The organism is Akkermansia sp. N21169, from assembly GCF_029854675.1.
Classification (GTDB): Bacteria; Verrucomicrobiota; Verrucomicrobiia; order Verrucomicrobiales; family Akkermansiaceae; genus Akkermansia.
In genome coordinates this window covers 87,933-114,876 of record NZ_JARWNC010000037.1, presented here as the reverse complement: position 1 = coordinate 114,876, position 26,944 = coordinate 87,933, and the positions used below count along the sequence as shown (strand labels likewise).

The window sequence follows — 26,944 nt, the reverse complement described above, 5'->3', positions numbered from 1 at the left end:
AAAAACAATCCGTTTTGTAAAATACTTATTATCATATAATTATACTTTTGTTTCATTGTAAGAAGAATAGTTGACAGCGGATGAGTAAATCGATAGATTGAGATACTACCATCTTCTCTTACTCCTATGAAACTGAGACTTCCTGTTTACCTTCTATCGTCTCTTCTCTCCTGCTTATCTGTCACCTATGCAGCTGATAAGTCATTGGACTTAAGTGGTAATACCAAGACGGCTACTTGGAATACTACGACTGACTGGAACGATGGCGCCGCCTGGGCTGATAGTGATTCTGCAACGGTCAAGGCGGCTGCGGACGGTTCTACTCTCAGCATTACGGATGAGACGGCCATTGCCGGTACCAATTTGACATTGTCCGAAGGAAAACTGACTGTCGATTCGACGGGAACATCCGAGACTACCCTCCTGAATTTGACGGGGGCGCTCACCCTGACCACAGGAGAATTGATTTTTAACAATGTCAAGACGACTGCCGCTACCGCCACTATGTCAGGGGCGACGTTGTCTCTCTTTGCCGGGTCGACGATTACGACAATGAATCTCACATCGGGAACCAACGTTCTCAATACGGCTGGTACTACGATCACGACATTGAATTTGAATGGCGGCTCGGCGCAATTGAATAATGGAACTTTCGGGGGGATTTACGTAAGAACGGCAAATGCGACGACGGCGTTTGACCTGACCGGGAGCGCAACGGTGAACGGCTCGATGACTATGCACACCGGAACTCTGAATTTTTCGGAGAATACGGATGTGTCCCTGAAGACTTATTTAGGTTTGGGACAGAATGGGGGAGGAGCGATGACGCTTAATATGAACGGAGGGAAGCTGACTGTCCTGGGGCATGATTCCCACACTAACAGTGGTACGACGTTTTCGATTCAATTGGGCAATTGGGGGAAAACTTCCACATTGAATTTGGTATCGGGGAGTATCCTTCTGGAGGATATGGTGATTTTAGCGCAGGGCGCGTGTACCGGAACGTTACATGTATCCGGCGACGGTTTTATGGGGGCCAAGGGCATTTATGTCAATCGCGATACAAATGGTTCTGATGGCGTGTTCAAGCTGGACGGAGGAACGGTCGTTCTTGGCGCTAATGGGATCCGGTATGCCCCCAAAAATTCAAAATCATCCTATGCCCTCAATCTTTCAGGAGGCACTCTGGCTGCCTCTGCCGATTGGGAATGCGCCTTGAATATCAATCTTGTGGAAGGAAGCGGAGCTCCCGTCAATTTCGACACGACGAAATATGATGTCAACAGTGAGACTCAGGAACGTACGCAAACCGCGGCGACAGCTGCTCAGATTACTCTTTCCGGAGTTTTGTCAGGTTCGGGCTGGTTGAGTACCAGCGGTGCGGGATCCCTTGTTTTGACGAGTGAGAACAAGCATACCGGCGGTACGATCGTCAGATCCGGTGGTACTCTCAAAATAGCCTCCGTAGCAGCTTTGGGAAATGGAGTAACGACGATTTACCGGGGAGGAAATCTTGCCGCGACCGAGAGCTTTGCCAGTCCTGTTCTATCGCTTGATGCCGGTAAGAGGCTTGATATTACCGGGACGGCTGGAAGTGCCAATCTCTCGATGGGATTGGCGTTGAATACGGGAAGCATGCTTACCGTCGATGTCGATGCTCTAGCCGGGTTGAAAGGAACCGATACGGCCTTGCTGGCCGTGTCGGGCAACATTACTTCTTCCGGAGTATCCAGTTTCAGCCTGAGCGGAGATTTTGACCCGCTGGTTCATACGGATCTGGATGGTACTTACGTTCTGGCCACCGGGACACTTGACGTTGCATCGTGGGCGTCCGGCGCATTGTCTACGGCGTTCCTGAATTCGTCGATTGCCCAGAACTACACATATTCGGTGACTCCGGAGGCCAACAAATTGGTTCTAACCGTGGAAAAAAACAGCGGAAGCCTGTTCTGGAATCTCGATGGGGGAACCGGAATCTGGGATACGACAACTTCCAATTGGCGAGATTCGTCGGGAACGGCCGTTCAGTTCCAGAACGGCAATGTCGTGACATTCGGCGATGTCGGTACGCTGCCTGCTGCCAATACGGTTGAAGTGGCATCGAATATTGCGCCAGGAATCGTCACCTTCGACAATAACCAGGATACTTACGTGCTCAATCAGAAGAGCGGAACGAACGGAGCATTGTCCGGGAGTTTTACCATGTATAAGAATGGAACCGGCACGGTTGAGATCAATATGTCGAATCCCGATTATACCGGTTCCGTCGTTCTTTCCGACGGTAAACTTGTCCTTGGTGCAGCCAATGCGTTGGGAACCCACGCCAGTATCAACTTTTCCGGCGGAATTCTCGGATTGAAGAATGATTTATATCTGGGTAAGACGGAAGGTACGGGGGATGTCCTCGTCGAAGTGGGATCCGGATTGAGCGTTACTTTGGAATCGACGGACGAAACGCTTTATACACATAACATTACGAAGTCCGGTGACGGGAATCTGACATTGAACGGTACGTCGTATTCCGGTGTTCTGACGAGCAGTACCGGATCGATCATTCTCAATACCAGTGCGGCAACGACATTGACGGCTACTTCCAAGTTGGCCGGTTCGTTCGTCAAGACGGGGGATGAGACGCTCAATTTGACTTCCGCCGCTTTTAGTAATTCATCCGGTTCCACGCTGACCGTCGAGAAGGGAACTGTTGTCTTGGGAGAGGGTGCTACTTATTCCGGGACGTTGAATATCCACCTGAAAGGAGAGGGTACGCGATTGAGCGTTACAGGATCAGCAACGAACATTAGCGGAACGGGAACGTTGACGATGGGAGACCAGACTCGCCTTTCCCTGGTGAATGGCAATGGTTCTTCCCGCAGCAACAATCTTTCGATCGTTCTAGATGCCGGAACCGGCGGAACCGTCCGTATTGACGGATTGACATACGGTACGATCAATTACGACAAAACGATTACGGGAACTGGCAATCTCCATATCGTCAATGACCAGGGAAATAACACTTTCCGGCAACGGGGAGGCTGGATCACCAACTCTTATGTAGGCGATACCAGTTTCTACTCCGAAAACGACAAGGTTAGTTTGGTCGAATATAATGTAAACAATGTTGTTTTGACGGAGGGGCAGACGTTGACGCCCTGGGGGACGGGGAATGTCTATATCGGAGGTACGGATTCTACATACAATGCGAAGAATTGTGCGGTCAATTTTTCCGGTCTGCCCGCTGCCCAGACAACTTTCGGCTTTGTGATCAACAATGATATTTTCCTGAAAGCCAGTGCCTCGGCTACGACGCTTCAGATTTTTTCGGGGGCTTCCTCCTCCATGACTTTGAGTGGGCGTGTAACGGCGGATTTTGGCGGTGAGGGAGGCTCCCTGACATTAAAGGGCTCCAGGGAATTGATTTTTGCCGGCGGGCTTGCCGGAAACGGTCCATTGGCGATCTCTCTCAATGCTTCGGCAACGGGTACGCGAGTGATGGCATTTACCGGTGATTCATCGGAGTACACCGGGCAGCTGACTCTGACCGATGTCCAGAAGGTGCGCTTTGCATCCCAAGTGGGCTCTAGGACTTTCGGAGGCAGTATCAATGCCGGGAATGCGGATTTCGTCGTGGCGGAATCCCTGCAGGTTATTGACGGTTCTCTGTCGACGGGGACAGGCAATTTGAGTATTTCCTCCTCGTCCCTGATGTCCGGCTCCAACGGCGCCGCTCTGACGATCAACGGTTCCTTGAGCGTTGGAGAAGGATTTACGGTGACGCTGGATAATTCCGGAGAAGGAGCCGTGATCCCTTCGTCCGACGGGAAGTATATCCTCTTGAGCGGACAGTTGAACGGTACAACATATGATGCGTTGGCCGCGTCCGCTTCATGGGCGACTGCTCTGGATGAAAGTATCCGGAAGTACTATACGTTTTCCAGTATCAACGACACTCTTTATCTGAGTGTTCGCGGCCTGACGTCGCTGAGCTGGACGGGAGATGCGTCCGGAAATGGGACATGGAGTACCAATGTTGCAGGTTGGATGGATGGTTCCGAGCAGTTCGCCAATTCCAAAGAAGCGTATTTTGCGGATATAGCCGGAGTGGCTTCCTCCGAGATTACGATCGGAACCGGGGCGGGGGACAGTGTCTCCCCAGGAAAAATCATTATGGATGCCGAATCCACCGATTATACGTGGACGGGGGAAGGAACTATTGCCGGAACAGGCATGCTCGACAAGAGCGGTACGGGAAAACTCACTATTGATCAGAAGGCTGCCAATACTTTCTCCGGCGGAGTTACTCTTGGCGGCGGGGAAATCGTTCTTGTTTCTTCCGGCGGTTTGGGAACCGGCTCCATTGTCCTGAATGATGGGACATTGACGCTAGGTTCTGCCGGTGATCATATGCTGACGCTGGGTAACAACCAGAAGATATCGTTCAATGGAGGAGTCCTCGATTATGGAACTACCGGCAATCAGGATATTTCCGGGATCCTGGGCACCCTTTCCAAGAGCGCGGTAAAAATCTGCGTTGGCGGCGATGTCTTGCATAACGTCGTCTGGGCAACCGGGCTTGCCGAGTCGGGACTTGCTTTGGAGAAGACGGGGGCGGGCATGTTATCGATTATGTCGGGAGGATCCATGACAAAGAATTTGACCGTGAAAGGCGGCGCCCTTCTCTTGGATTTGGGGAATGATTCTCTGGACATTTCCCTCCTGAAATCGGATGCCGGAACACGTACGATCCTGAAAAAGGGGACAAGCGGGGCAACCAGCCTGACGGGAAGTTTTTCCGGATTCTCGGGTGAACTTGAACTTCGGTCATCCGTATCGCCCCCCGGTGTCCTGACGTCGAATAACCTGTTCAATGTTGGAAGGGCATCGTTCGATAACGCTTCGAAGCTTATTCTTGACGGTGCGGCTGTCTTCTTCGGCAACGCATCGGGACTGGCTAATGTGTCCTCTGACATTGAGATCGGTGCCAATGGAGCGGCATTCCTCGCGAATGGCGGCGCGGCCAATGGCATTGTGTTGTCGGGTACATTGACCGGGAACGGCATGCTTTCCGGGTTGGATGATTCCGGAATTCACGTGACATTTTCCGGCAATGTCAGCGGATTTGCCGGAGATATGAAGTTCTCTGCGTCGCAGATGGTTTCATTCCTGAACAGCGACGCCGAGGCCTCCGTACTTCTGGGGCAGGCCGTAGAATTGGGGGGAGGAGCCCAGTATGTCGTCAATTATGCCGGAGACGCCGAACTGGGCGCTTCCGTAACGGGGAGTTCCTCCTTGCGTCAATCCGGTGAGGGAACGCTTACCCTGAGCGGCAACAATACATCGTCCGGAACTTTAACGATCGATGGAGGCAAGGAAGTCCGTCTTGGCAACGGAACGCAGGATAGCACATGGCTTGGTTCGATCGAAGGGGACGGCACTCTCGTTGTGAACAATGCTGGAGCTACGGATTTGTCCCGTGTTTCAGGTGTCCTGAACCTGCATGTAACGGGAACCGGAAAAGCTGTCCTCAATCACGATACTCCTTCTTCCTACACGGGAAGTATTACGGTTTCAGGCGGAGGGCTGGATTTTTCATCTCTCGCCTATTCCAATACCATCGTTGTCAATGGAGGGAATCTCCACCATATGGAGAATTACTCGGGAGGAAAGAACGTCGATGTCCTGACTTCGACCGCGTCGGATTTGGGCAATCTTGCCGGTTCCAATATTAAATCCCTGAATACGAAAGCCGGAGGTTCCATTTCCGGTGTCGATGGGAGCATCAGTCTTGATGCTGCAACATTGACGCTTGGAGAAGCCAACCTGTATACGCAGGGAAATCCGATGGCTCTTCCCATTGTTAAGTTCAATAATTCCTCCAGCGAGCTCAATCTGGGGGCGTTGACATTGAATGTTTCCTCCATTGAATCCTTCCTGACAACCCAGGTGGACCAGTACTACGTTATGCTGACAAATGGTATCATTACCGGATCTGTGACGGATAGCGACATTGCCTTCGATCCCTATCTGGAAAGTCTCGGATACCGCTTCCTGGGACTTGATAGGGGTACCGTTACCATTTCGGGAAAAGATGTTGATTATCCTTATATTGTCGGAAAGGACGACGACAAAGTTATCCGGACTCCCGATACGTTGTCGCCATATCCCTCACTCTTTGTCAACGGTCATCTTACTCTGGAACTCGAAGACGGCCAGAGACTTGTCGCCAAGGAACTGAAGAGCGATACCTGGGCCACCGGAGCTTTGATCGATACGGGGACATCTTCGGCCATCACCGTTGAATTGAAGAATGCGGTGATGGATACGGATTATGCCGGAAGCATGAGTGGGGCGGCCGCAATTGTCAAAACAGGTGAATTTTCACTGGATATCGCCGGGGATGTAAGTGCTTCCAATCTGACTGTCCAGCAGGGGGCGTTGTCCATTGGCGGCGTTTCGTCGGTTTCCGGCGATCTTGTGGTAGAGGGAACGTCCAATTTGTCTCTCGGCAGGATGACGGAAGTAGGAGGCCAAACTATTGTCCGGGATCAGGGAGAGCTGAACATCGGAGGTGAATTGGCAACAGGCAATCTGGTGATGAGCGGCAATACGACGGCAACGCTGCAAGGAGGAACGATTCTCCTGACCGGAACGGACAATTCCAGCAAGCTGGGTAATTCCGCCTCTTTGAAGGGGACGGGGACAATTGTCATGGGAGAAGGAAGTTCGTTGCTTCTTTCGGAAGGCTCCGTTCTTGAACAAGGCATTGCCATTAAGACGGGAAAGAGCTGGTATATCGATGCCGGTTCCGATTTGTCACTGGCCGGCATGAACGGTTCCCGTCAGTCGGGACTGATTTTGAATGAAGGTGTTACCGTGACGATCGATACGGATGAAGATGCTGTTTTCGAAGGTAAATTGTCCGGTGAAGGAACGCTTGTTAAACTGGGGCAAGGTACTCAGTTACTGAATCTTGACCGGAGTACAGGTCTCTTGGATCAGAATTCTATTGAGCTTGATGTTCGGGAAGGCGGCCTGAGTATCGATCCTGCCGGAGCGGCTTTCCAGAATATGACGGTGGGATCCGTAGAAGGGAGTAAGGCGGTTCTTTCCCTGTTGACCGATACTTCGGCGAGGGAACTGACTGTTCGTTCGGGGAGCAGTTTGATTCTCGGGGCGACCGATCCCGAACTGGCTGTGGCATCCGTTACGCTGAAACTGGAAGGAAACGCTTCATTCGGGCAGGGGAGTACATTCGGAATGGTTATTCCATCCGAAAAGGGAGGCCTCACCACGACGGGAACTATTTCCCTGTCCCGTGAGATGAATCTCAGTTTAATCAACCATGATTCCGAAGGCTGGAATTTCCCCCTGGAAGACCTTGTGATCATGTCGGCAGGCAACGGTTTTCTGGATACTGCCGACAATCACGCGATTGCCGCCGGAACGGTCATGGATCAATGGAAGGTTTCTCTTGAGAAGAGTATTTCTCTCTTCTACTCGACGGCGACCGTTTTCGTCGGAGCCGATGGAAAGACGTTGCTTGCCAATCCGGTCCATAGCGACAACAACAAGCTGCTCGACTATGCCCAGAGCGATACAGCCAGAGTCGGGGCCGAACTTTTGTGGAACGCCGGATTGCAGAAGAGCGGCAGCAACCTCGACCTGATCCTCTCCTCCATCATGGACGACGTGAAGGCAGGCGATGCTTCCTCGGCCAGTCACAAGATGGCAGCCGCCGCCGGCAGCACGGTAACGAGCCTTCTGGGGGCCCAGCAGGCGGACTACCGTTACCAGCAGACCCTGCTGCGCAACCGGATGACGACCATGGGACTTCCCGAAGGGTACAATTACGACGGCGAACTGCCGCTGTGGAACGCCTGGGTACAAGCCACGGGGACATACAATCGTCTGGCTGATTCGGGGGACTTTGCCGGGTTCAAGTACAACACGTGGGGCGGAACCTTTGGTGTGGACACGAACCTGAGCGAAAGGCTCACGGTGGGGCTGGCGATGTCGGCGAGCTATGGCAAACTGACTTCTGAAGGAGCCGACACTTTGAGCGGCGACCTGGACATCTACTACGCGAACCTGTTCGCCCGGTACCAGAAGGGCAAATGGGGTCACAACTTGATCGTGACGGCGGGTTGGAGCGACGGAACGGTCGACCGTACCGTCAACTACGGAGAAGGCAGTTACACGGGACACGGCTCGACGAGCGGTTCTACGTATGGAGCGATGTACGAAGCGACCTACGACATTGCCTTGAACGAGGAGAACAATGCGATCTTCCAGCCCTTGGTCAATGTGAGCGTGATGCGGAGCGAAGTTGCCAATTACGATGAGACGGGAGCCGGCAATGCAGGGCTCCGGGTGAGCGGTCTTGAAGGAACATCGGCGACGGTGTCCGTGGGCGGTCGCCTGATGGGAATCGTCGGCGGGAACGTGTTCGGTCGCGAATCGCTTGGAGAACTCCGGGTACAGGTGGCGCAGGATCTGGGCGACACGCGCAGCGAAGGCAACGTAGGATTCCTGTCCAATCCCGGCTTCAGCCGCAAAGTGAAGGGGAATAAGGCAGGGACGACGGGGCTCCAGTTCGGGGCAGGATTGAGCCTTCCCTCGGGCGACCAGGGGACGATATTCGTGGATGCTACGGCGGACATCCGCAGCGGGATGACATCGGCGAGCGGCAGCATCGGCTACCGGTACAACTTCTGAAGTAGACGCAATACAATAGGAACACCCAGGGAGTGGAAGGGCTGTCCCGCCGGAATGAGGCTGGGGCAGCCCTTTTTCATGATTCCGAATCGGATGATTTTACAGATATTCCTGAACAGAAGGATGTTGAAGGAGTGGATTCCATCCAGTTGCGCCGGGCAAGACGCAGAGCTTTGGAATCGATCGGGCAAGTTCCCGTCAAGAGGATTTGGGTACGTTCGATGACGGGAGGCGAAACATTGGCGAAAGCCTTTTGCGCCGGATGGAAGAATTGGATGTCGCCTATGGCTTCGGCCTTATTGCCGGGGGGAGTACCCAGGAGAGGGCAGATGGCAGTGTAGCATCCCAGTTCGATGGACCGGGCTTCCGCACAAACGGCAATACGGCGTATTCCTTCCTCGTCTTCTACGCAGAAGGGAACGAGCAGGATATCGACGGATTGCTGTTTGAGCAGAGTTCCCAATTCGGGCATTTCCACGTCCATACAGATCAGGGTGGCAATACACAATCCATTGATAGTAAAAAGACGGATGGCGTGTGTGGAAGTCATGGATGCTTCGCGGGGAGCCAGAGCGATCTTGTCCTGCAGATACCATTGGCCGTGGCTGAGGATCAGGGCGGTATTGGAGGGAGCTTTTCCCTCGGAACAAACGATTTGCAAAGTTCCCGCGAGGACGAATAGTTTTTCCTTCTTGAGTGGAGAAAGGAGGGATTCGAGTAACGCGGGAGTGGCAGTATTGACATCGGAACAGAATGCCCAGAGGTATTCCGGCCAAAGGATGACGGATACACCGTGTTGATGAGCGGAGAGGCTTTCCCGAACGACGAATTCAGCCATGGAACGAATATCGCAAGGCGCTGAACCGGGGAGAGGGGCAAGGCAGCAGATCAACATGGAGAATGGTACGGAGGGCTAGCCGGATATTACCGGGGGGAGAGCTCTCCCTTGATGACGACGTTATTGTTGTTGAGGAAACGCAGGATGGTATCCCAGTCCCCGCGACCTACGTCATTTTGGGAGAACCAGAGGGCAAGTTTGTCACCGATAAGGAAGAGAACGAAGTTTCCCGTGAGGCGGACTTCCGTGAATTTTTCCAATGGAATGGTGACGGTTTGGGCTCCTTCATAGGAATATTCAAGATGGATCGGATAAAACCGGTAGGTTTTTTCCTTGAAATAAGAAGGAAGCTTTTTATTGGCATTGAGGGCCATGGTTGCCAGAAAAGGAACGTAGGCGAATGCGGCAAGGAAAGAGAGGCAGGCACCCCCCAGAGCCAGCCATGTGAAGAAGGGAACCGGAGTCTGCATGAACGAATAGATGGTCATGGCCGTAAAGAAAGTACCGATGCAAATATCGGCCGGTAGTTTCCATTTGGGACGTGCGGCTTTGAACCATTCGATGAGAATCCGTTTGGTGGCGGCGTCGGAAGGGGTGGGTTTGATAATTTCGATCATAAAGGGAGTGGGAAGGGTAGATATGGATTCAATGGGCTTCCAGCCAGTTTGCTCCTGTCTGGGCCTCTACGGAGGCTGGGACGCCATGCGGGAGGACGAGTGCAGTCCGCATGGTTTCTACGATGGGGGAGACCAATTCCTGCTCTTCCTTGTGGAGATCGATCAGAAGTTCGTCATGAATCTGCAGAATCAAGCGGGAACGGGTTTGTTCAAGCAGGCGATGGACGCGGATCATAGCGATTTTGATCATTTCCGCCGCCGTGCCCTGAATGGGGGTATTGATGGCCGTTCGTTCGGCGGAAGAACGGATATTTTTGTTGGCGGACTGGAGATCGGGGAGCATGCGCTTCCTGCCGCACAGTGTCTCGGCATAGCCGAGGCGGGTGGCTTTTTCGATCAAGGTGTCCATGTAGGCTTTGACTCCGGGGAACTGGGTGAAATAGTTTTCGATGAGGGCGGCTGCTTCCGCGCGCGGACAACCAAGTCGCTGGGAAAGCCCGAATGCCGAGATGCCGTAGATGATTCCGAAATTGACCATTTTGGCGGCCCGGCGCATGTCCGAGGTGACGTCTTCCCGGGCGACTCCGTAAACGCGGGAGGCGGTTTCGGTGTGGATGTCGCGATTGTCACGGAAGGCATGGATCATGGCTTCGTCTCCGGAGAGGGCCGCCATGATGCGCAGTTCTATCTGGGAATAGTCGGCGGAGAGGATGAGGTATTCATCCGATCTCGGGACGAATGCTTTACGAATCAATTTACCCTGATCGGAGCGAACAGGTATGTTTTGCAGGTTGGGATCCTGCGAGGCGAGACGCCCGGTAGCAGTAAGCAATTGGTGGAACTGGGAGTGGATGCGTCCGTCTGCCGGAGAAATGAAACGGGGCAGGGCATCGAGATAGGTACCTTTGAGTTTAGCTGCTTCACGGTAGGCGAGAATGTCACGAACGACTTCGTGCTTTTGCGACAGAGTGGAGAGGGTTTCTTCATCGGTGACGAATTGCCCGGTTTTTGTCTTCTTGGGTTTTTCGACCAATTTGAGTTCTCCGAAGAGCAATTCTCCGAGTTGTTTGGGGGAATTGAGGTTGAGCGGGTGCCCAGCCGCTTGTTCGACCTTTCGGATGAGATCTTCGAGGTATCCTGTCATGGCATCGGAAGCGTCTTCCAAGGCTTTGGGAAGGATGCGGACTCCTTCGAATTCCATGTCGGCAAGGACAGGCAGGAGAGGCATTTCGATCTCCATAAAGAGAGGTTCCATACCGCTTTCACGGACTTCCTTACGAAGGAGGCCAGCCAGTTGGAAGGTGATGTCTGCATCTTCGGCGGAGTAACGAGCCATGGTTTCGATAGGGACAGCGGCGGTATCCAACACTCCCTTGCCTTCTCCGGGAGGGGCAATATCGGCAAGTTTAATGGTCTGGTAGGAGAGCATGGTTTCCGCGAGAGAATCCATGCCATGCTTCAGTCCGGGGTTGACGAGGGCATGCGCCAGCATACTGTCGAAGAAGGGGCCCGCAACCTTGATGCCGGCCGCCCGCATGACTTTGATGTCGAATTTAAGGTTATGCCCGATTTTTTCCGCAGGTCCGGCAAAGACGTTACGGAAGGGTTCCAGATCGGATGGATCGGAAATAGAGACATACCATGCCTTGTGGGGTTCCATGCAGAAGGCGATACCGAGCAGGGAATCCGTCAGAGGATCCAATCCGGTCGTTTCCGTGTCGAAGCACCAGGAGGGAGCCTGTTCGAGGAGACGGGCAAGGCGGAGGCGTTCTTCCTCCGTGTTGATGAGGATGTAGTCGTGGGGGATATCGTTGACGGTTTTTACAGGATGGTCCTCGAACAGCGTAAGCTGCCCATCGGACTGTACCGTAACGGGATGATCCGCAGAATCGTCGAGGGACTCGGAAGCTGAACGGACCGGAGCAAAGAGGTCGTCTGGGGGAAGATTGGCGGGAGCGTTGCGCGGGGGATTTTTGCCGAAGAAACGTGCCTGGATGGTACGGAGTTCGTATTCCTGAAGGAAGTTGCGCAGAGCCGGCTCATCGGGAGTTTGACGAACGAGGGCATCCAGTCCGACGGAAAGCGGTACGTGACGGTTGATGGTGGCCAGTTTTTTGGAGAGGATGGCTTTGTCGGCATTGGCCTCGACGTTTTCCCGGCGTTTGCCTTTGAGTTGATCCGTGTGGGCAAGGAGGTTTTCAACAGAGCCGAATTCTTCAATGAGGGTTTTGGCCGTTTTTTCTCCGATGCCGGGGATGCCGGGGATGTTGTCGGAAGCATCTCCCATGAGGGCGAGAATGTCGATGACCTGGGAAGGTTCCTTAATATTCCAATGTTCAAGCAGAGTGGGGACATCGATGATTTCATGTTCATTTCCCCGTTTGCCGGGACGCCAGAGGAAACATGAAGGTGAAATGAGCTGGCCCAGATCTTTGTCCTGCGAAACCATGTAGGAGGCAAAGCCGTCCGTTTCATCCGCCATGCGGGTGAGGGTGCCGATGGTGTCATCCGCTTCGTAACCGTCAATCCGGAGAATAGGGATACGGAAAGCTTCCAGCATGCGGATGATTTCCGGGATTTGGGCACGGAGATCCTCCGGCATGGATTCCCGGTTGGCCTTGTATTCCGGATAGATGATATGGCGTTCCGTAGGAACCGACGTATCAAAGCATGCGGCGAGGTGGGTAGGGGCTTCCTGGTCGAGTATGGAGAGAAGGGTGTTGGCAAATCCGAAGATAGCAGACGTGTTTTGCCCCTTGGAATTCCGGATGGGATTGGTGATAAAGGCAAAGTGGGAGCGGTAGGCCAGGGCCATGCCATCCAGCAGGAACAATCGGTTGGGGGCGGGATCACTCATCTTCGGCAAGATTATCAGCAGGACTCCGGAGGTGCAATACCCGAGGTTTCCGGGAACGCAATTAGCACGTTCCCGGAAATACCTTGTACGGGAGAGAAAATCAGTCCCGGAAATCCATGGGTATGACCTTGTTATCCTTGTTGCATCCGACGGGTTCCGGAGTACGGGACGGGTCGCGTTCGTCAAAGTAATAGATACCTTGCTTGTCGAACGAGGCGTAGGCATTTTCCATGCGTTTGCGGAAATTGTCGTAGTTTTTCACTTCCGGGGCAGTCCATCCGGATTCTGCGACGGCGCAGAGGCGTGGCCAGATCATGAAGTCGAGGCGCTTGGGCGTGTCAATGCGTTCCGTCCAGACATTGGCCTGGACACCCATGATGAGTTTTTGCTGATCGGACGGGATTTTCCACTGCTCCAGGCCTTTGTCCGGGAATTCATAGACGTCCTGAAGAGGGCAGAACCCGTTCCATGTGCGTCCCCATTTGTGGGATTGATGCTGGGTAAAATCGAAATACAAAGGACGGCGCGGAGAGAGGATTGTCCTATAACCGGCCTCAAGGGCTTTCTTCAGGACCGGAACCCGGTCATGGCGCCACCACATGAGGATTGTTTGATCCTGTGGAGCGTGGACTTCTAACATTTCGTCCCAACCGATAGCGGTTTTACCGATTTTTTTATTGAGATTGTCGGTCATGCGATGGACAAAGTAGCGTTCGACATCCTTGTTGGATTTGAGCTTTTCTTTCTCTTTGAGTTGCTGTACTTCAGAGATATCGTCCCAGGATTTACTGGCGAAGGCGACTTCATCACCGCCGAGGTGGATGTAAGGTGAAGGGAAGATGTGAGCAACTTCCTGCAGGATATCGGTCAGGTAGGAGTAAGTTTGTTCCTTGCCGGGATTGAATGTGTACTCGGGGTGGTCCTTGGTACCGCCTCCGGAGTATTCGGGGTAGGCTTTGTTAGCGGCAGTGGCATGTCCTGGCATGTCGATTTCAGGAATGATTTCGATGTGGCGGTCGGCGGCATACTTGATAATATCGCGAATTTCAGCCTGGGTATAATAACGGACGTTTTTGTCATTGGGGCGGCTCCAGGATCCCTGGCCGCCTACTGTGGCAAGCTTGGGATACTTTTTAATTTCCATGCGCCAGCCGGGTTCGTCGGTGAGATGCCAGTGGAATTTATTGAGTTTGTATTTCGCCATATTGTCCAGGATTTGAAGAACTTTTTCCTTCCCGAAGAAATGGCGTGCTTCATCCAGCATGAATCCTCGCCATCCGTAGCGGGGAGAATCCTCAACGATGCCGCAATCCAGATTTTTTATACCTTTGCCGGAGGCGTCCTCCATTTGCTGCAGGAGGGTCTGGATACCGTAAAAAACACCTGCCGGATCGCTTCCCCGGATGATGACCTGCCTGGGTGAAATAGTTAGTTTGTAGGCTTCCTTGCCGGGGATGTCTCCTACCTTGAGAACAAATCGTGCGGAGGTGTCCGGCGCGGTTTTGACCTGTAAGCCGAATTTTTTGAGAGCAGTTCCCAGGAAAATGAGTTCATTGTGCAACTCTTTGCCGGCGGCGATGGTAGCCGTCGATGACAGATTGAACTGCCCCGGAGCGTCCGTAACGGAACGCGGCTGAGGAATGGAAACGATGTCGAGAGCTTCGACTCCGGAAACCAGGCAGCAAAGGGAACAAGAGAAAAGAGCAAAGTTTTTGACGGTGATCATGAGTACAACAGTTACGTGGTATGGTTTTATATCCTATCAATTTTCCCGTGGAAAAGAAATAAAATTGTCCGATGAGAAACGGAATTCGGACTTGCTTCGTGGGTGTGTGAAGTGCAATCTGAGCGGGCTATGCTCGATATTCGCATAATTCGTGAGAACCCTGAAATGGTCAAGGAACGCCTCAAACCGCGTGGCGGCGAGGCATGGATGCTGGTGGATGCCGTCTTGAAGTGCGACGAGTCCCGCCGCAATGCCGAAACGGAAAAGCAAAGTTTACAGTCCGAACGGAATGCCACTTCCAAGAAGATTGGCATGATGAAGAAAAATGGCGAAGATTCCTCCGAGCTGGAGCTTCGCATGCGTACCATAGGCGAGCGAATCAAGGAGCTTGACGCTATTGCTGCTCAGGCTGCTCTGGAACAGGAAGAGCTTCTGATGGGTATTCCCAATATGCCTCATGAAGGATGCCCGGTCGGTCTTGATGAAACGTGTAACCCCGAAATTAAAAAATGGGGTGAAAAACCTGCAATCGCCGAACCTAAAGACCATGTCGAACTTGCCACAAAGCTGGGAATGATTTCTTTTGAAGATGCTACCCGCATCACGGGCTCCGGCTTTGTCGTGTACCGTGGCGCAGGAGCCCGGCTGGAACGTGCCCTGATCAACTTCCTGCTGGATACCCAGACCCGTGAACACGGATACCAGGAAGTGGGGGTTCCTTTCATGGTGAAGCGTGAGTGCATGGAAGGCACCGGTCAGCTTCCGAAATTCGAAGATGACATGTACGGTACGGAAAACCAGCAGTATTTCATGGTGCCGACGGCGGAAGTTCCCGTCACGAACCTGTACCGCGACATGATCGTTTCCGAAGACCAGCTTCCCATCAAGATGACGGCTTATACGCCTTGTTTTCGCCGTGAAGCCGGCAGTGCCGGGCGCGACAACAGGGGGATGATCCGCATCCATCAGTTTGACAAGGTTGAATTGGTCAAGATTGTTTCCCCCGAACATTCGTTTGACGAATTGGAATCTCTCTTGGCCGATGCGGAAACAATCCTGCAGAAGCTGGGACTTCACTACCGTGTGATTGAGCTGTGTACGGGGGATCTCGGTTTCTCGTCTGCCAAGACCTACGATATTGAAGTCTGGGCGCCGGGACAGGGCAAGTATCTGGAGGTTTCCTCTTGCTCCTGCTTTGTCGATTATCAGGCTCGCCGCATGAAATTGCGCTACAAGGATGCCGACGGAAAAAACCGTTTCTGCCACACGTTGAATGGTTCCGGAACGGCTCTTCCCCGCCTGTATGTCGCTTTGGTTGAATCCTATCAACAGCCCGACGGTTCAATCCGTATCCCGGAAGCCTTGGTGCCGTACTTCGGCGCTGAAGAAATCCGCTAAAGTAACCGGGGAACTGGCCGGCGTCGTGAGGGCTGGCCTTCACCCGGAATTTGATCTCCGGAACGGAGACAAGTTGTTTTAATCCAATATATCCAAGCCGGCAGAAGAGGGGTGTTTCCCTTTCTGCTGGTTTTTTTGTTGGATGGTGGAGGGAGAGTCCCGGATGTCAAGGTATCCAAATCCCCGTTTTGTACCTTTGGTAATTCTTTTCGATCATCTCCGGGGTATCGGCCTCCAGTGCGGCAAGGATGGCTTTGCTGAATTCAAGGGGATTGAGACCACTGGCTGTGATGATACTGTGGTCGCTGACAACTTGTTTATCGAGGTAGTTGGCGGTGCCGGTGTAATTGGTTCCGGCAAATTGTCTCAGATATTCCAATCCATTGCTGGTGTGCTTCACTTCATTGAGAAATCCATGCATGGCAAGGAACACAGAGGCGTTACAGATGCCCGCCACGATTTTGTTGTCGTCGATAGCAGTCTGGACGAAAGGGACGATTTTCACGGTTTCGGGTGTGAACCAACTCATGCCGCCTATTAGAATCAGCCCTGCGTAGTCTGATGGTGCATCCTCTAAACTGTAATCGGGCAGAACCTTGAGCCCGCCGATTGACACGACGGGTTCCTTGCTGAGCGAAAGTGTTTTGACGGTGTATTTTGCGCGGCCTGGTTCCAGACCGAAATTCAGGAATGCCGCGATGTAGGCGATTTCCCAGTCGGCAAAGTCGGGGAGCAGGACAAAGAGAACTTCTTTTTTCATTTCTGAAGCAATGGTAAGGAAGTCGGAAGAAAATGAAAAGCCGTTTCCTCCTGCGGGCTGGGGAAACGGCTTTGGGATGATTCAAGAATATATCGTGTCGCCAATCAGGCTTCGACGGCAATTGTCTGTTCGCGGTCGGGGCCGACACCAATTGTAGTGATCGGAGTACCGATGAGTTCGGACAGGCGTGCGACAAACTTCTTGGCGTTCTCCGGGATTTCCTTCCAGGAACGGCAGGAAGAGATGTCCTGCATCCAGCCGGGCAGTGTTTCGTAGACCGGTTTGCAGCGTTCCCATTCTTCACAACGGGCAGGGGGATATTCAAGGATTTCACCGTCGAGGTCGTAACCGACGCAGATTTTGATCGTCTTGCACTGGTCGAGCCCATCAAGGTTGGTCATGGCCAATTCGTCGAAACCGTTGAACATGGCGGAAAAGCGGAGAAGGATGGCATCAGCCCAGCCACAGCGGCGGGGACGTCCGGTCGTAGCTCCGAATTCGCGTCCGAGGCCATGGAGGTAGTCGGCGATTTCAGCATCTTCCGTGACGAAAGGCCCGGAACCGACGCGGGTGGTATAAGCCTTGCAGACGCCGATGATGCGGTCGATCTTATGGGGCGGCACTCCCGTTCCGGTGCATGATCCGGCAGACGAGGTGTTGGAGGAGGTGACGAAAGGATAGGTACCAAAGTCAACGTCGAGGAATGCGCCCTGGGCTCCTTCGAAGAGGATACTCTTGCCTTCCTTGATCGCCTTGTTCATTACCGGGATGGTGTTGGCGATGTGGGGACGGAGCACCTTGGCTGCCGCTTCTACTTCGGCGATCATTTTGTCTTCGTCCATGGGAGCGGCCCCCATGTTTTGGAGTTCGATATTGGCGCGCTGGATACGGTTGCGCAAGACTTCTTCAAAGATTTTCGGGCAACGCATGTCTGCTACGCGAACGCCGATGCGACGTGCTTTGTCGGCGTAGGTCGGGCCGATGCCGCGCTTGGTGGTACCGATGGCCTTTTTGCCGAGGGAGGATTCGGAAGCGGCGTCCATCTCCTTGTGGAAAGGAAGAACGAGGTGGGCGCGGTCGGAGAGAAGGAGGTTTTCCGAGTTGATGACGATACCCTGCTTGCGGAGGGTTTCCATTTCTTCAACGAGGCCGATAGGGTCGAGGACAACACCGTTGCCGATTACACACAGTTTACCGGGCCACAGGATGCCTGAGGGCACAAGGTGCAGGATGTATTTCTGACCGTTGGCAATGACTGTATGCCCTGCGTTGTTACCGCCTTGTCCGCGGGCAACAACGTCTGCGGTTTCTGTTAAAAAGTCGATGAGTTTTCCTTTTCCTTCGTCCCCCCATTGGGAACCGATAATGATGGTGTTCATGGTAAAAAAACCAGTATGGTCGTTATTTTTTGAGAATCAATTTTTTTGTTGTCGCTTTAAGCCCGGTTGCTGGAACCGGAACGAAAATCTTCGATAAGTCCGGCGAATTCGGCGAAGAAGTAGTTCGCGTCATGAGGACCGGGTGCGGCTTCCGGGTGGTATTGGACGCAGAAGACGGACAGGGACTTGTGACGGATGCCTTCGATTGTGCCGTCATTGAGGTTGATGTGGGTGACTTCAACATCGTCCGGCAGAGTATCGGGGTCAATGGCGAATCCGTGGTTTTGGGAGGTGATGGCGACTTTGCCGGAGCGAAGATCTTTGACGGGCTGGTTGCCGCCGCGGTGGCCGAACTTGAGCTTGTAGGTTTTGGCCCCGAAGGCATGGCCGAGGATCTGGTGGCCGAGGCAGATGCCGAAGATAGGCAGTTTGCCAAGCAACTTGCGGATTTCCTCATGGATGTAGCCGAGAGCAGCCGGATCGCCGGGCCCGTTGGAGAGGAAGAGGCCGTCTTTGTCCATTGAGAGGATTTCTTCGGCCTTGGTCCTGGAGTTAACGACGGTTACGTCGAATCCTGCCCTGCGGAGACTGCGGAGAATGTTGCGCTTGATTCCGAAGTCGTAGGCGACAATGTTATATTTGACGGGAGGCAGTTTTTCGTAGTTGCCGGATTGCCCGGCGCAAACGTTGGGCAATACCCAATTACGGGATTCGTCTTCCCAGTGGTAGTTGAATGAAGTGGAGACTTCCTGAACGAAGTCGCTGCCTTCCATGGGAGCGCTGTGACGGGCGGCTTCCACGGCTTCGGCAGCGGAAAGGTCGGTGGAGATGCAGGCTCTCATGGCTCCCGCGGAGCGCAGATGCTTGGTAAGTTTCCGCGTATCGACGCCTTGGATACCGAGAATGCCGTGGCGGGCGAGCCAGGTATCAAGGCTTTCCTGTGAACGCCAGTTCGAGGGAATTTTAGAAAGTTCTTCAATGACAAAGCCGCGGACTTGAGGGCCGGAGGATTCGTTGTCTTCTTCATTGACCCCGTAATTGCCGATCATGGGATAGGTCATTGCTACAATTTGTCCACGATAGGAAGGATCGCTGAGTATCTCCTGATACCCTGTCATGGAGGTATTGAAGCAGGATTCCCCGGTTGTCGTGCCGGAGGCTCCGAATGCTATACCCTCAAAAATTGTACCGTCTTCAAGTGCGAGGATTGCCTTCATCAGTTTTAAGCCGGGACAATCTAATGGCCCAATTCATTCATTGCAAGAGAATCTTGATCCATTGGGGGACTTTTCCATGAAAGCGGTCATGAATTCCTCTGTCCAACATCGATCTTGCACAGAATCTGCGTTACGGATAGGCTTCCGGGCGTGTGAGCGATGGATCCCTGCAGCAAGGAATGACCCAGCGCATGGTTGCCGGAACAGCCATGCAGATGGGGGTGCGTGTCCTGCAGGCATCGTCCATGGAACTGGGTCAGATTGTCCGGGAGGCTCTTGAGAGCAATCCAGCATTGGAGGAAGAACGTCCGGATGATCTTGTTTCTCTGGAAGAACCCTTCGATGAAGGACGGGATGACTGGTCGGACGGTACCGGTGACGACTGGGAATCGTATATGACCGATGATGCAATGGATCGGGATGAGGAAGCGGGCGGATATGACAGCGATGCCGTTGCCCGTCATGATTTTGCATACGATTCCATTGCCGGATCTCAATCCTTGTCCGGTTATCTGCGCGAGCAAATCCTTCGGGAGTCCTTACCCGGTGATGTGGAACGTGCCTCTTTGTTACTGGTTGATTATCTGGATGAGCGTGGTTTTTTTTCGGAGGATCCGGAGGAGATTGCCGAAGAGAACGGGGTGTCGCGCAAGACACTGAAGGAGGCTTTAGAAGTACTTCGGGGGCTGGAACCCGACGGGGTCGGTGCTCGCGATTTAAGGGATTCCCTGATGATTCAATTGGAGCATGGAGGTGCGGGGAAGTCCCTGGCTTTTCGGATGGTGCGCGACTGCTGGGACGATCTGGCTCGGCATCGTTACCGCGAAGTTGCCGAGAAGCTTAGGGCAACAACGGATGAAGTTACCGAGGCCATGGAAGAGGTCGCCAGGATGAATCCCAATCCCGGTGCAATATTCAGCCGGGAGACGAATCCCTACATTGCTCCCGATGTGCTTGTTGAAGAAGATGAAGACGGTTCGTTTGATGTGTTGCTAACCGGGGATTACGTTCCCCGCCTGCGTTTGGACGATTCGTATAAAGAGGCATTGTCAGAATACGGAGGAAATGCCGAAGTACGGGATTATTTGAAACGGTGTTTTCGCGAGGGGCGCAATTTGATCAGGGCTATTGCGCAACGACAGGAGACGATTCTTCAGGTGGCCCGTGTGCTGGTGCGGAAGCAGGAAGCTTTTTTCAGGAAAGGAGACCGTTTCCTTGTCCCGCTGGGTATGGAAGCGGTTGCGGACGAACTGGGAGTTCACGTTTCGACCGTATCGCGCGCTGTGGCGGGCAAGTACCTTCTTTGCAAATGGGGCTACAGGGAGTTGAGAAGCTTTTTTGGCTCGGGCGTTCAAGCAACAGGAGAGCATGGAGGAGAATCCGGTGACGGAGATGCTTTGGCGGCGGTGGCGGTCCAGACCGTTATGAAAGAAATTCTGGAGGGAGAACCTTCTTCCAAACCGTACAGCGATGCTGCCCTGACCCGGGAATTGGAAAACCGGGGTATCCGGATTGCCCGCCGCACGGTGACGAAGTACAGGGAGCAGATGAAGGTGCTTCCTGCGTCGCTACGCAGGAAGGGATAAAGGTGGGATGTGGGGGCCGCCTTACGGTTCCAATATAAGCGTTCTGCGTAGACCGAGAGCGATGAGAAGGGATGAGAAGGAAGCGTAGTCGGTTTCCCGGTCGGAGGAAGTCAGCACATATTGGTAATTGCCGATGCAGGCGTCTTCTTCGGCAGCATTGCAGAGGCGCAGGGCGATGATATCGTCTGAGTCCGTATTGCGTCCGCGAAGCCTGGCTTCGAGTTCTTGCTGGGGAACATGGATGTACACATCGGCATAGGCTTTGCGGATGATGGGGTCATCGCAGGCGCGTACCTGGCCGGCACCCTGGACGTCGATGTCCATGACAATGTTGATGCCTTGTTGAAGGAGGTCGATGATGTCCGATTTAAGCGTGCCGTAACAATTGCCGTGGACGGTGGCGTGTTCCAGGAATTCTCCGGAGTCCGTCTTGGCTGTGAAGGCGTCCATGGTGAGGAAGTGATAATCGAATCCGTTACGCTCTCCTTCGCGCGGATGGCGTGTCGTGCAGGAGATGGAGTAACGGCAGAGACCGGCATCGGTGGCCCGGCGGCAGAGGGTTGTTTTACCGGAACCTGACGGTCCGGAGACGACGAGGAGGGATCCCAGTTGGTTCATGGAGAGAAAAGATAGTAGGGGGGAAAGTGTGTTATTCGATGTTTTGCACCTGTTCGCGGATTTTTTCCAGATCCGTTTTAGCGGCGACGACGAGATGGGCCAACGTGGCATCGTTGGCTTTAGAGCCGATTGTGTTGAATTCGCGGAAGATTTCCTGACAGAGGAAATCGAGCGGTCGTCCGGATGGAGTGGATGAATCGCACAGGGCTTTGAATTGGGAGAAATGCGAGGCAAGGCGAGTAATTTCTTCCGTGACGTCACACTTGTCGGCAAAGACGGCCAGTTCGCGGATGATGCGGTCATCACCGAGGTCCACAGGGAGGCCTGCTTCTTCCAGGCGCTTGACCATGGAGTCGCGGAGACGGGAAGGGACGGAGGGGGCCAAGTCGGCTATTTGCGAACGGAAGTTTTCGAGGTTGGAGAGTTTTTCCAGAAGGTCTTTTTTGAGATTTTCTCCTTCGACGGAGCGCATGGAGAGGAATGCGTCCAGGGCTTCGCGCAAAGTCGGTTCCACCAAAGGCCATAGTTCTTCGGCGGATTCTTCCGCATCCTGGGTGGTTGTCATAACTTCCAGACGAATCAAGTCCGATACGGTGAGGGGAAGATCTCTGCCTGCTACTTCCGAGGCTCGGTCGAGAGTTTTCATGCATCCGGCGAGGCGTGTTTCATCAAGGAACATGGTATTTTCCGAAGAATCCGGATTACGGTCTACTGTGATCGAAACGGAGACTCTGCCTCGCGAAACGGCATTCTGGATGACGGGACGGATGGATTGCTCCCATTCGGCATATCCCCGGGGAATATTGATGGCAATTTCCAGCTGCTTGCGGTTGACTCCGGATAGTTCGACTTTGATGGAGCTGGCAGCCGTTTGTATCTGTGCTCGGCCGAAGCCGGTCATGCTGTTCATGGTGAAGTTGGGAAATAGCGTTAGTGTTGTTCCGAGTAAGCCTTGATGATTTCTTCGGAAAGGATAGTCAATCCGCGGCGCAGGATGTCGTCTGACTGGGTGAAACTGATGCGGATGCATTCCTGTGTGTGAGGCCAGGAGTCGTATTCCTCCTTGTCCATGGCAAAGAAGAAATGATGGCCCGGATTGATGAAACAGCCGCGTTCCCGGCAACGTTCATAGAGTTCCTGGGAGGTGATGGGAAGGCCTTCCATCCACATCCAGAGGAACATGGCTCCTTCGTTTTTGTGGAGTTTCCAAGGCAGGTTGTCGGGCATGAGTTCGTGAATCAGCCTGATGGCAAACTCTGCTTTTTGCTGATAGAAAGGTACGACGAGCGATTCGCAGATGCGCTCGATGGAACGGTCTTCGATGTACGGAGCAATGAGTTTTTGTCCGAGATTATTCGGACAAAGGGCGGATGTCGTAACTGTGCGGACGATGGCGTCGATGATTTCTTCCCGGGCGATGATGATGCCGGTGCGCGTACCGGGGAGGCCTATTTTGGAGAGGCTCATGGTCAGGATGACATTTTCGTCCCAGACCGGGGTAGCCTTGACGGAACAAATGTTGGGCAGGGGAGCCCCGTAGGCTCCATCCACCATGAGAGGCACGCCTGCTTCGGCGGCTAGCTTGTGAAGGCGAGCCATTTCATCATCCGTGACGACGTTGCCCGTCGGGTTGGTGGGCCGTGACATGCAAAGGGCTGCTGTCTCAGGCGTAATCTTCAGTCGCTCAAAATCGATACCGTACTTGAACGAGTGCTTGTCGAGAATCGTGATTTTGGGACGGATTCCGCGGAAAACAGCGGCCCCGAAGACGGACTGGGGCTGGTAGCCGATGTAGTCCGGACAGATGGGGAAAAGTATTTCCCGGTATCCTCCTCCGGTTGCCGGTCCCCCCAGAAGGTTGAAGAGCAGGAAGAAGGCCATTTGACCGCCCTGTGTGACGGCGATATTCTTTTCCGTCAATTGCCAGTTATATTTGTCATTGAGATAATCGACCAGCACCCGGATGAATTTGGCGTCGCCGCGAGGGTGGGCATAAGTACCTACGAGGGAATCGAATTCCCCGGAGGCGGCCATTTTGTTGAGGCTTTCATGCCAGAGGGCGCTCACTTCCGGGAAGAAGGCGGGGCTTCCGCCGTTGAGCTGGCAAATATCGGGATTTCCCGAGTGGATAGCCTTGTAAAGGTCTTCCATTAAATCGTCGATGCCAGTGCGGATGATCAGGTTTTGGCCGATTGTAGAAAAGTCCATGGTTAGTAGGGCTATTGTAGGGAGATGACGGGGAGGGCACCAGAAAATTCAGGTGGGGGCTTCGAAAAGGAGGAGTAAGTCAGAAAATTAGAAGGATTTTTGTCTGCTGTTCGACCAACCGATTGACTTGCATGGTTCTTTTCCTGCATAATACGGACATGAGCTATCTTCAACCATCTCTCAAGGCACTGCTTTGGGCAGGAGTCGCAGTCTGTACACTGACGTCCTGTATGGAAAATGAACAGAAAAAACAGGAGAAGCTTTTACTGATTGAAAAACAGACGCAGGAGATGCTTCAGGAGATCAAGATGATGGAAACAGAGGCTGCCAAAGTCGTTTCTATCCCACATATCGACAAACTTTCCCTGAGTTATGAAAAGGATATTCAGATTCTGTCCCGCAAGGAAAAGAATTTGGATAAATATATTGAAGCTCTGACGCTTCGGCGTGATGCTCTCCGCCTTAAACTAGAAGAATTCCGCGCAAGCCACCCCATTGATTAATTTTTAATTGCCTTATCAAATGTCCCGCAAGGAAAATTTACAGGAACGCTTCCTCGACAAGCCATCGGAAAAACTGGCCGATCTGGAGAAGGAAATCGCAAGGCAGGATGCCGAAACGGCCAAGGCGCAACAGGAACGCTCCGCCCGGCAACAGAGCAGCGAATCCAAATACGCACCCAAGAACAATTTCTTCAAGGTTGACTTCCAGCCTGCCTCCAGTGGTCAAACAATTGCTCGGAAAACGGTAGCATCGACTGGGGCAATGGCTGCTTCGCCGTCGGAACCAGCATCTTCTTCGTCCTCATCTCCTCATCGGGAAGCTCCTGTGCGCCAGCCGGCTGCCGAGGTAAAAAAGGAACCGGTACGTGTTGCTTCCTCTCCTGTGTCCGAGGATGTGAGAGTCGCTCTTTCTTCTCCCTCTCCAGTTGAAAAAAAATCGGTTCAGGCTCCCATTCCTGTTGCTGCAGAAGAACCTCCTTCGCCTCCCGTGCCCCCTTCAGGTTCCGATGAGGATGCTCTTGAGGATTCGGGCAACAAACAACCGGAAGTTTCTGGGGCTTCAAGCAATTTTTCTTCCGTCCTTTTCTGGAATATTTGCATCATTCTGGGTATCGGCCTGGTCGGAGGTATGGGCTATATGATCTACGAACAGTCCAAGATTATGCCGGAGGATCCGTTGACAAAGGCCAATAATGAATTCGAGCAGGTGCGGAATGAATATAACAAGAAGAAACTTGAATTCTTCGATGTGGAAAAACGGAAAATTCGCAACAAGGCTCTGATTGAAAAAGGGGAGGCAGTTACTATCCTCGAACAGAACGTCGATCTGAAAAACAAGAAAATCAGTGATCTGGAACGTGAAATTCTAGGGGTCCGGGGTGAAATGCGTTCTTACTTCCAGCGCTATAAGGCTGATACGCGCCGCAAGGCCCGCAATCTGCACTTCGACACGATCATGACGGAGAAGACGAAGAAGACCTATTTGGACGTTAGTATCCAGCGTGTGACGGATTCCTATATTTCGATCGTTCATGCGGGAGGGGCTACACGTTTGGATCCATCCGATCTTCCGGAGGCTCTTCAGAATCGCCTTGGATTCGGCGATCCGCTCGGACTGAAATTAATGGAAGCGGAAGTGGCACAGGAAAAGCAGGAAAAAGAAGCTTTGGACAAATATCTTCCCGCCTCGCACAGCCTTCAGGAGCGCCAGATGCTTACTGAGCAATTGACGGAAATAGTCACTCCTGTTCAACAACAGGTAGATCAGCCTGCTGCCCGGCAGACCGCCTCGTCCGCATACCAACCTGCCGCTAGACCGGCTCCCGTACCCGCCAGCGATATCGAACCGGCTTCCGGCAAGCCCCGTGTGGATACATCGGGTCATAGCCTTGATGACAACTGGGTGCCTCCGGCGGCTCCTCAGCCATTCCCCGTGGAATGAGTCGCGGACGCAGAACGATACATCATGCCATTTTTTGCCAATACCTCGGATAATGAGTTTAAGATCCCAGCTGGAAGAACTGTTGCCTGAAATCCTTCCGACTGACCCGAAAGAGGCCATCAAGGGGACGGAGTTGATCCGGCTTGTCCGCATGCGCCTGGGTGGAGACTATTCCGATGCTTCCCTGCGTTACCATTTTTCTTTCATGTCGGCGGAGCCTGATTCCGGCATTGCCAAAGTGGAGCGAGGACAGGGGTATTACCTGCGTATCCCTTCCCGGGAGAGGGACACAAGTATGTCCCCTAAGGGGCTTTTGCCTTTGTTCCTTGGAGAAACCCAGACGGATATGGAATCCATGAAGGCGCGAGCCCTGGCTCTTGTCGTACGACAGTATGATACGACCGGACGCGGTGTGTTCGTATTTGCTCCCGGTGAATACGGTCCGTCGTGGAATAAACCCGAATTGGCAGTTGTGGATTGGCCGGAAGGCGAATGGGAAGGATCTTCCCTCGTCTTTGACAAGAGCGGTCTGGAACGCAGAAGAATGGTGGGAGCTCCTGTAGTTGAGTTGCAGAGTGTTTGTGTCGCCTACATGCCGCAGGCCGATTCCCTGCGAAAAGAATTTTTCCGGGCCTTGTCTACGTCATGTTGGGCGCAGACGGGAGAACTGATCATTGTGGGAGAAATGCCGGATGACGGCGAGGTGGCAGAGCTGCGTCGTTTGGCGGCAGAGTTTGGAGTTGGGGTTGTCTGCATGGAAGTTTCCGAAGAGCGTTTGGCGGAAATGCCCGGAGCAGAGGAGATTTTTCGCGCAGACGATGCCCATTGTGCTCTGTTGCTGGCCGGTATGGAGCCTGTACGCCTGGCGGCGGGACGAGCCAAGCCACGTGGTGCGGAGATGGGAGAGGTCGTCGGTGGCGAGTTCGGAGCGCTTTTTGACTGGATGGCTGCCTGCTTGGAACGCGGGCGAGTGGAAGAATTTGAATTTCGCGTATCAAGTTATTGATTTTTAAGCTGTCGTGATTTTTATTGTATCCCTGTATTATAGGGGAGATGAGTCATCATCCCGTTTTGGACGGGATGA

At 53.2% G+C, this 26,944-nt stretch carries 16 protein-coding genes; 6 read left to right on the top strand and 10 right to left on the bottom strand.

Features of this window, described 5'->3' with window-relative positions; all coding sequences use genetic code 11:
* Positions 1–126 precede the first annotated feature (126 nt).
* A complete protein-coding gene (locus QET40_RS06210) occupies positions 127–8,712 on the top strand; it encodes an autotransporter-associated beta strand repeat-containing protein (protein ID WP_280126309.1) in 8,586 nt (2,861 codons plus the stop codon).
* 76 nt (positions 8,713–8,788) lie between these two features.
* Here QET40_RS06210 and QET40_RS06205 read toward each other — a convergent pair whose 3' ends face one another.
* The 4 genes from QET40_RS06205 to QET40_RS06190 all read right to left on the bottom strand — a co-directional run bounded on the left by QET40_RS06205 (position 8,789) and on the right by QET40_RS06190 (position 14,750).
* Complete coding sequence (locus tag QET40_RS06205) at positions 8,789–9,607, bottom strand: nitrilase-related carbon-nitrogen hydrolase (RefSeq protein WP_280126308.1); 819 nt, start codon at positions 9,605–9,607, stop codon at positions 8,789–8,791.
* Between the two features lie 29 nt (positions 9,608–9,636).
* A complete protein-coding gene (locus QET40_RS06200) occupies positions 9,637–10,167 on the bottom strand; it encodes a hypothetical protein (RefSeq protein ID WP_280126307.1) in 531 nt (176 codons plus the stop codon).
* Between the two features lie 28 nt (positions 10,168–10,195).
* The gene (gene polA, locus QET40_RS06195; protein WP_280126306.1) at positions 10,196–13,024 is read right to left on the bottom strand and encodes a DNA polymerase I; all 2,829 of its coding nucleotides are present in this window, start codon (positions 13,022–13,024) and stop codon (positions 10,196–10,198) included.
* Positions 13,025–13,124: 100 nt separating this feature from the next.
* A complete protein-coding gene (locus tag QET40_RS06190) occupies positions 13,125–14,750 on the bottom strand; it encodes a beta-N-acetylhexosaminidase (protein ID WP_280126305.1) in 1,626 nt (541 codons plus the stop codon).
* A gap of 129 nt (positions 14,751–14,879) precedes the next feature.
* On the opposite strand from QET40_RS06190, the gene serS reads away from it, so the two are divergent.
* Entirely contained in the window at positions 14,880–16,148 is a 1,269-nt protein-coding gene (gene serS / locus QET40_RS06185) for a serine--tRNA ligase (protein ID WP_280126304.1), read from the top strand.
* Positions 16,149–16,314: 166 nt separating this feature from the next.
* On the opposite strand, the gene QET40_RS06180 is transcribed toward serS, so the two are convergent.
* The 3 genes from QET40_RS06180 to carA form a co-directional block, all read right to left on the bottom strand.
* A complete protein-coding gene (locus QET40_RS06180; protein ID WP_280126303.1) occupies positions 16,315–16,908 on the bottom strand; it encodes a type 1 glutamine amidotransferase family protein in 594 nt (197 codons plus the stop codon).
* A gap of 104 nt (positions 16,909–17,012) precedes the next feature.
* Positions 17,013–18,287 (bottom strand): adenylosuccinate synthase, encoded by a 1,275-nt coding sequence (locus QET40_RS06175; protein ID WP_280126302.1) that lies wholly within the window; start codon positions 18,285–18,287, stop codon positions 17,013–17,015.
* Positions 18,288–18,343: 56 nt separating this feature from the next.
* A complete protein-coding gene (gene carA, locus QET40_RS06170) occupies positions 18,344–19,504 on the bottom strand; it encodes a glutamine-hydrolyzing carbamoyl-phosphate synthase small subunit (RefSeq protein ID WP_280126301.1) in 1,161 nt (386 codons plus the stop codon).
* Positions 19,505–19,656: 152 nt separating this feature from the next.
* Between carA and rpoN the strand changes: the two genes are divergently transcribed.
* Positions 19,657–21,090 (top strand): RNA polymerase factor sigma-54, encoded by a 1,434-nt coding sequence (gene rpoN / locus QET40_RS06165; protein WP_280126300.1) that lies wholly within the window; start codon positions 19,657–19,659, stop codon positions 21,088–21,090.
* A gap of 21 nt (positions 21,091–21,111) precedes the next feature.
* Here rpoN and gmk read toward each other — a convergent pair whose 3' ends face one another.
* The 3 genes from gmk to QET40_RS06150 are packed head-to-tail and all read right to left on the bottom strand — an operon-like array spanning position 21,112 to position 23,916.
* Positions 21,112–21,708, bottom strand: a complete 597-nt coding sequence (gene gmk / locus QET40_RS06160; protein WP_280126299.1) for a guanylate kinase — start codon at positions 21,706–21,708, stop codon at positions 21,112–21,114.
* 31 nt (positions 21,709–21,739) lie between these two features.
* Positions 21,740–22,618: a YicC/YloC family endoribonuclease gene (locus QET40_RS06155; RefSeq protein ID WP_280126298.1), complete on the bottom strand. Its 879-nt coding sequence runs from the start codon at positions 22,616–22,618 to the stop codon at positions 21,740–21,742.
* A 20-nt stretch (positions 22,619–22,638) separates the two neighbouring features.
* Positions 22,639–23,916 carry a valine--pyruvate transaminase gene (locus QET40_RS06150; protein WP_280126297.1) on the bottom strand — a complete coding sequence of 426 codons (1,278 nt, stop codon included), beginning with the start codon at positions 23,914–23,916 and terminating at the stop codon, positions 22,639–22,641.
* Positions 23,917–24,074: 158 nt separating this feature from the next.
* On the opposite strand from QET40_RS06150, the gene QET40_RS06145 reads away from it, so the two are divergent.
* The 3 genes from QET40_RS06145 to QET40_RS06135 are packed head-to-tail and all read left to right on the top strand — an operon-like array spanning position 24,075 to position 26,866.
* Complete coding sequence (locus QET40_RS06145; RefSeq protein ID WP_280126296.1) at positions 24,075–24,419, top strand: hypothetical protein; 345 nt, start codon at positions 24,075–24,077, stop codon at positions 24,417–24,419.
* 19 nt (positions 24,420–24,438) lie between these two features.
* Positions 24,439–25,860: a hypothetical protein gene (locus QET40_RS06140; RefSeq protein ID WP_280126295.1), complete on the top strand. Its 1,422-nt coding sequence runs from the start codon at positions 24,439–24,441 to the stop codon at positions 25,858–25,860.
* Positions 25,861–25,912: 52 nt separating this feature from the next.
* Positions 25,913–26,866: a hypothetical protein gene (locus tag QET40_RS06135; RefSeq protein WP_280126294.1), complete on the top strand. Its 954-nt coding sequence runs from the start codon at positions 25,913–25,915 to the stop codon at positions 26,864–26,866.
* Positions 26,867–26,944: the final 78 nt, after the last annotated feature.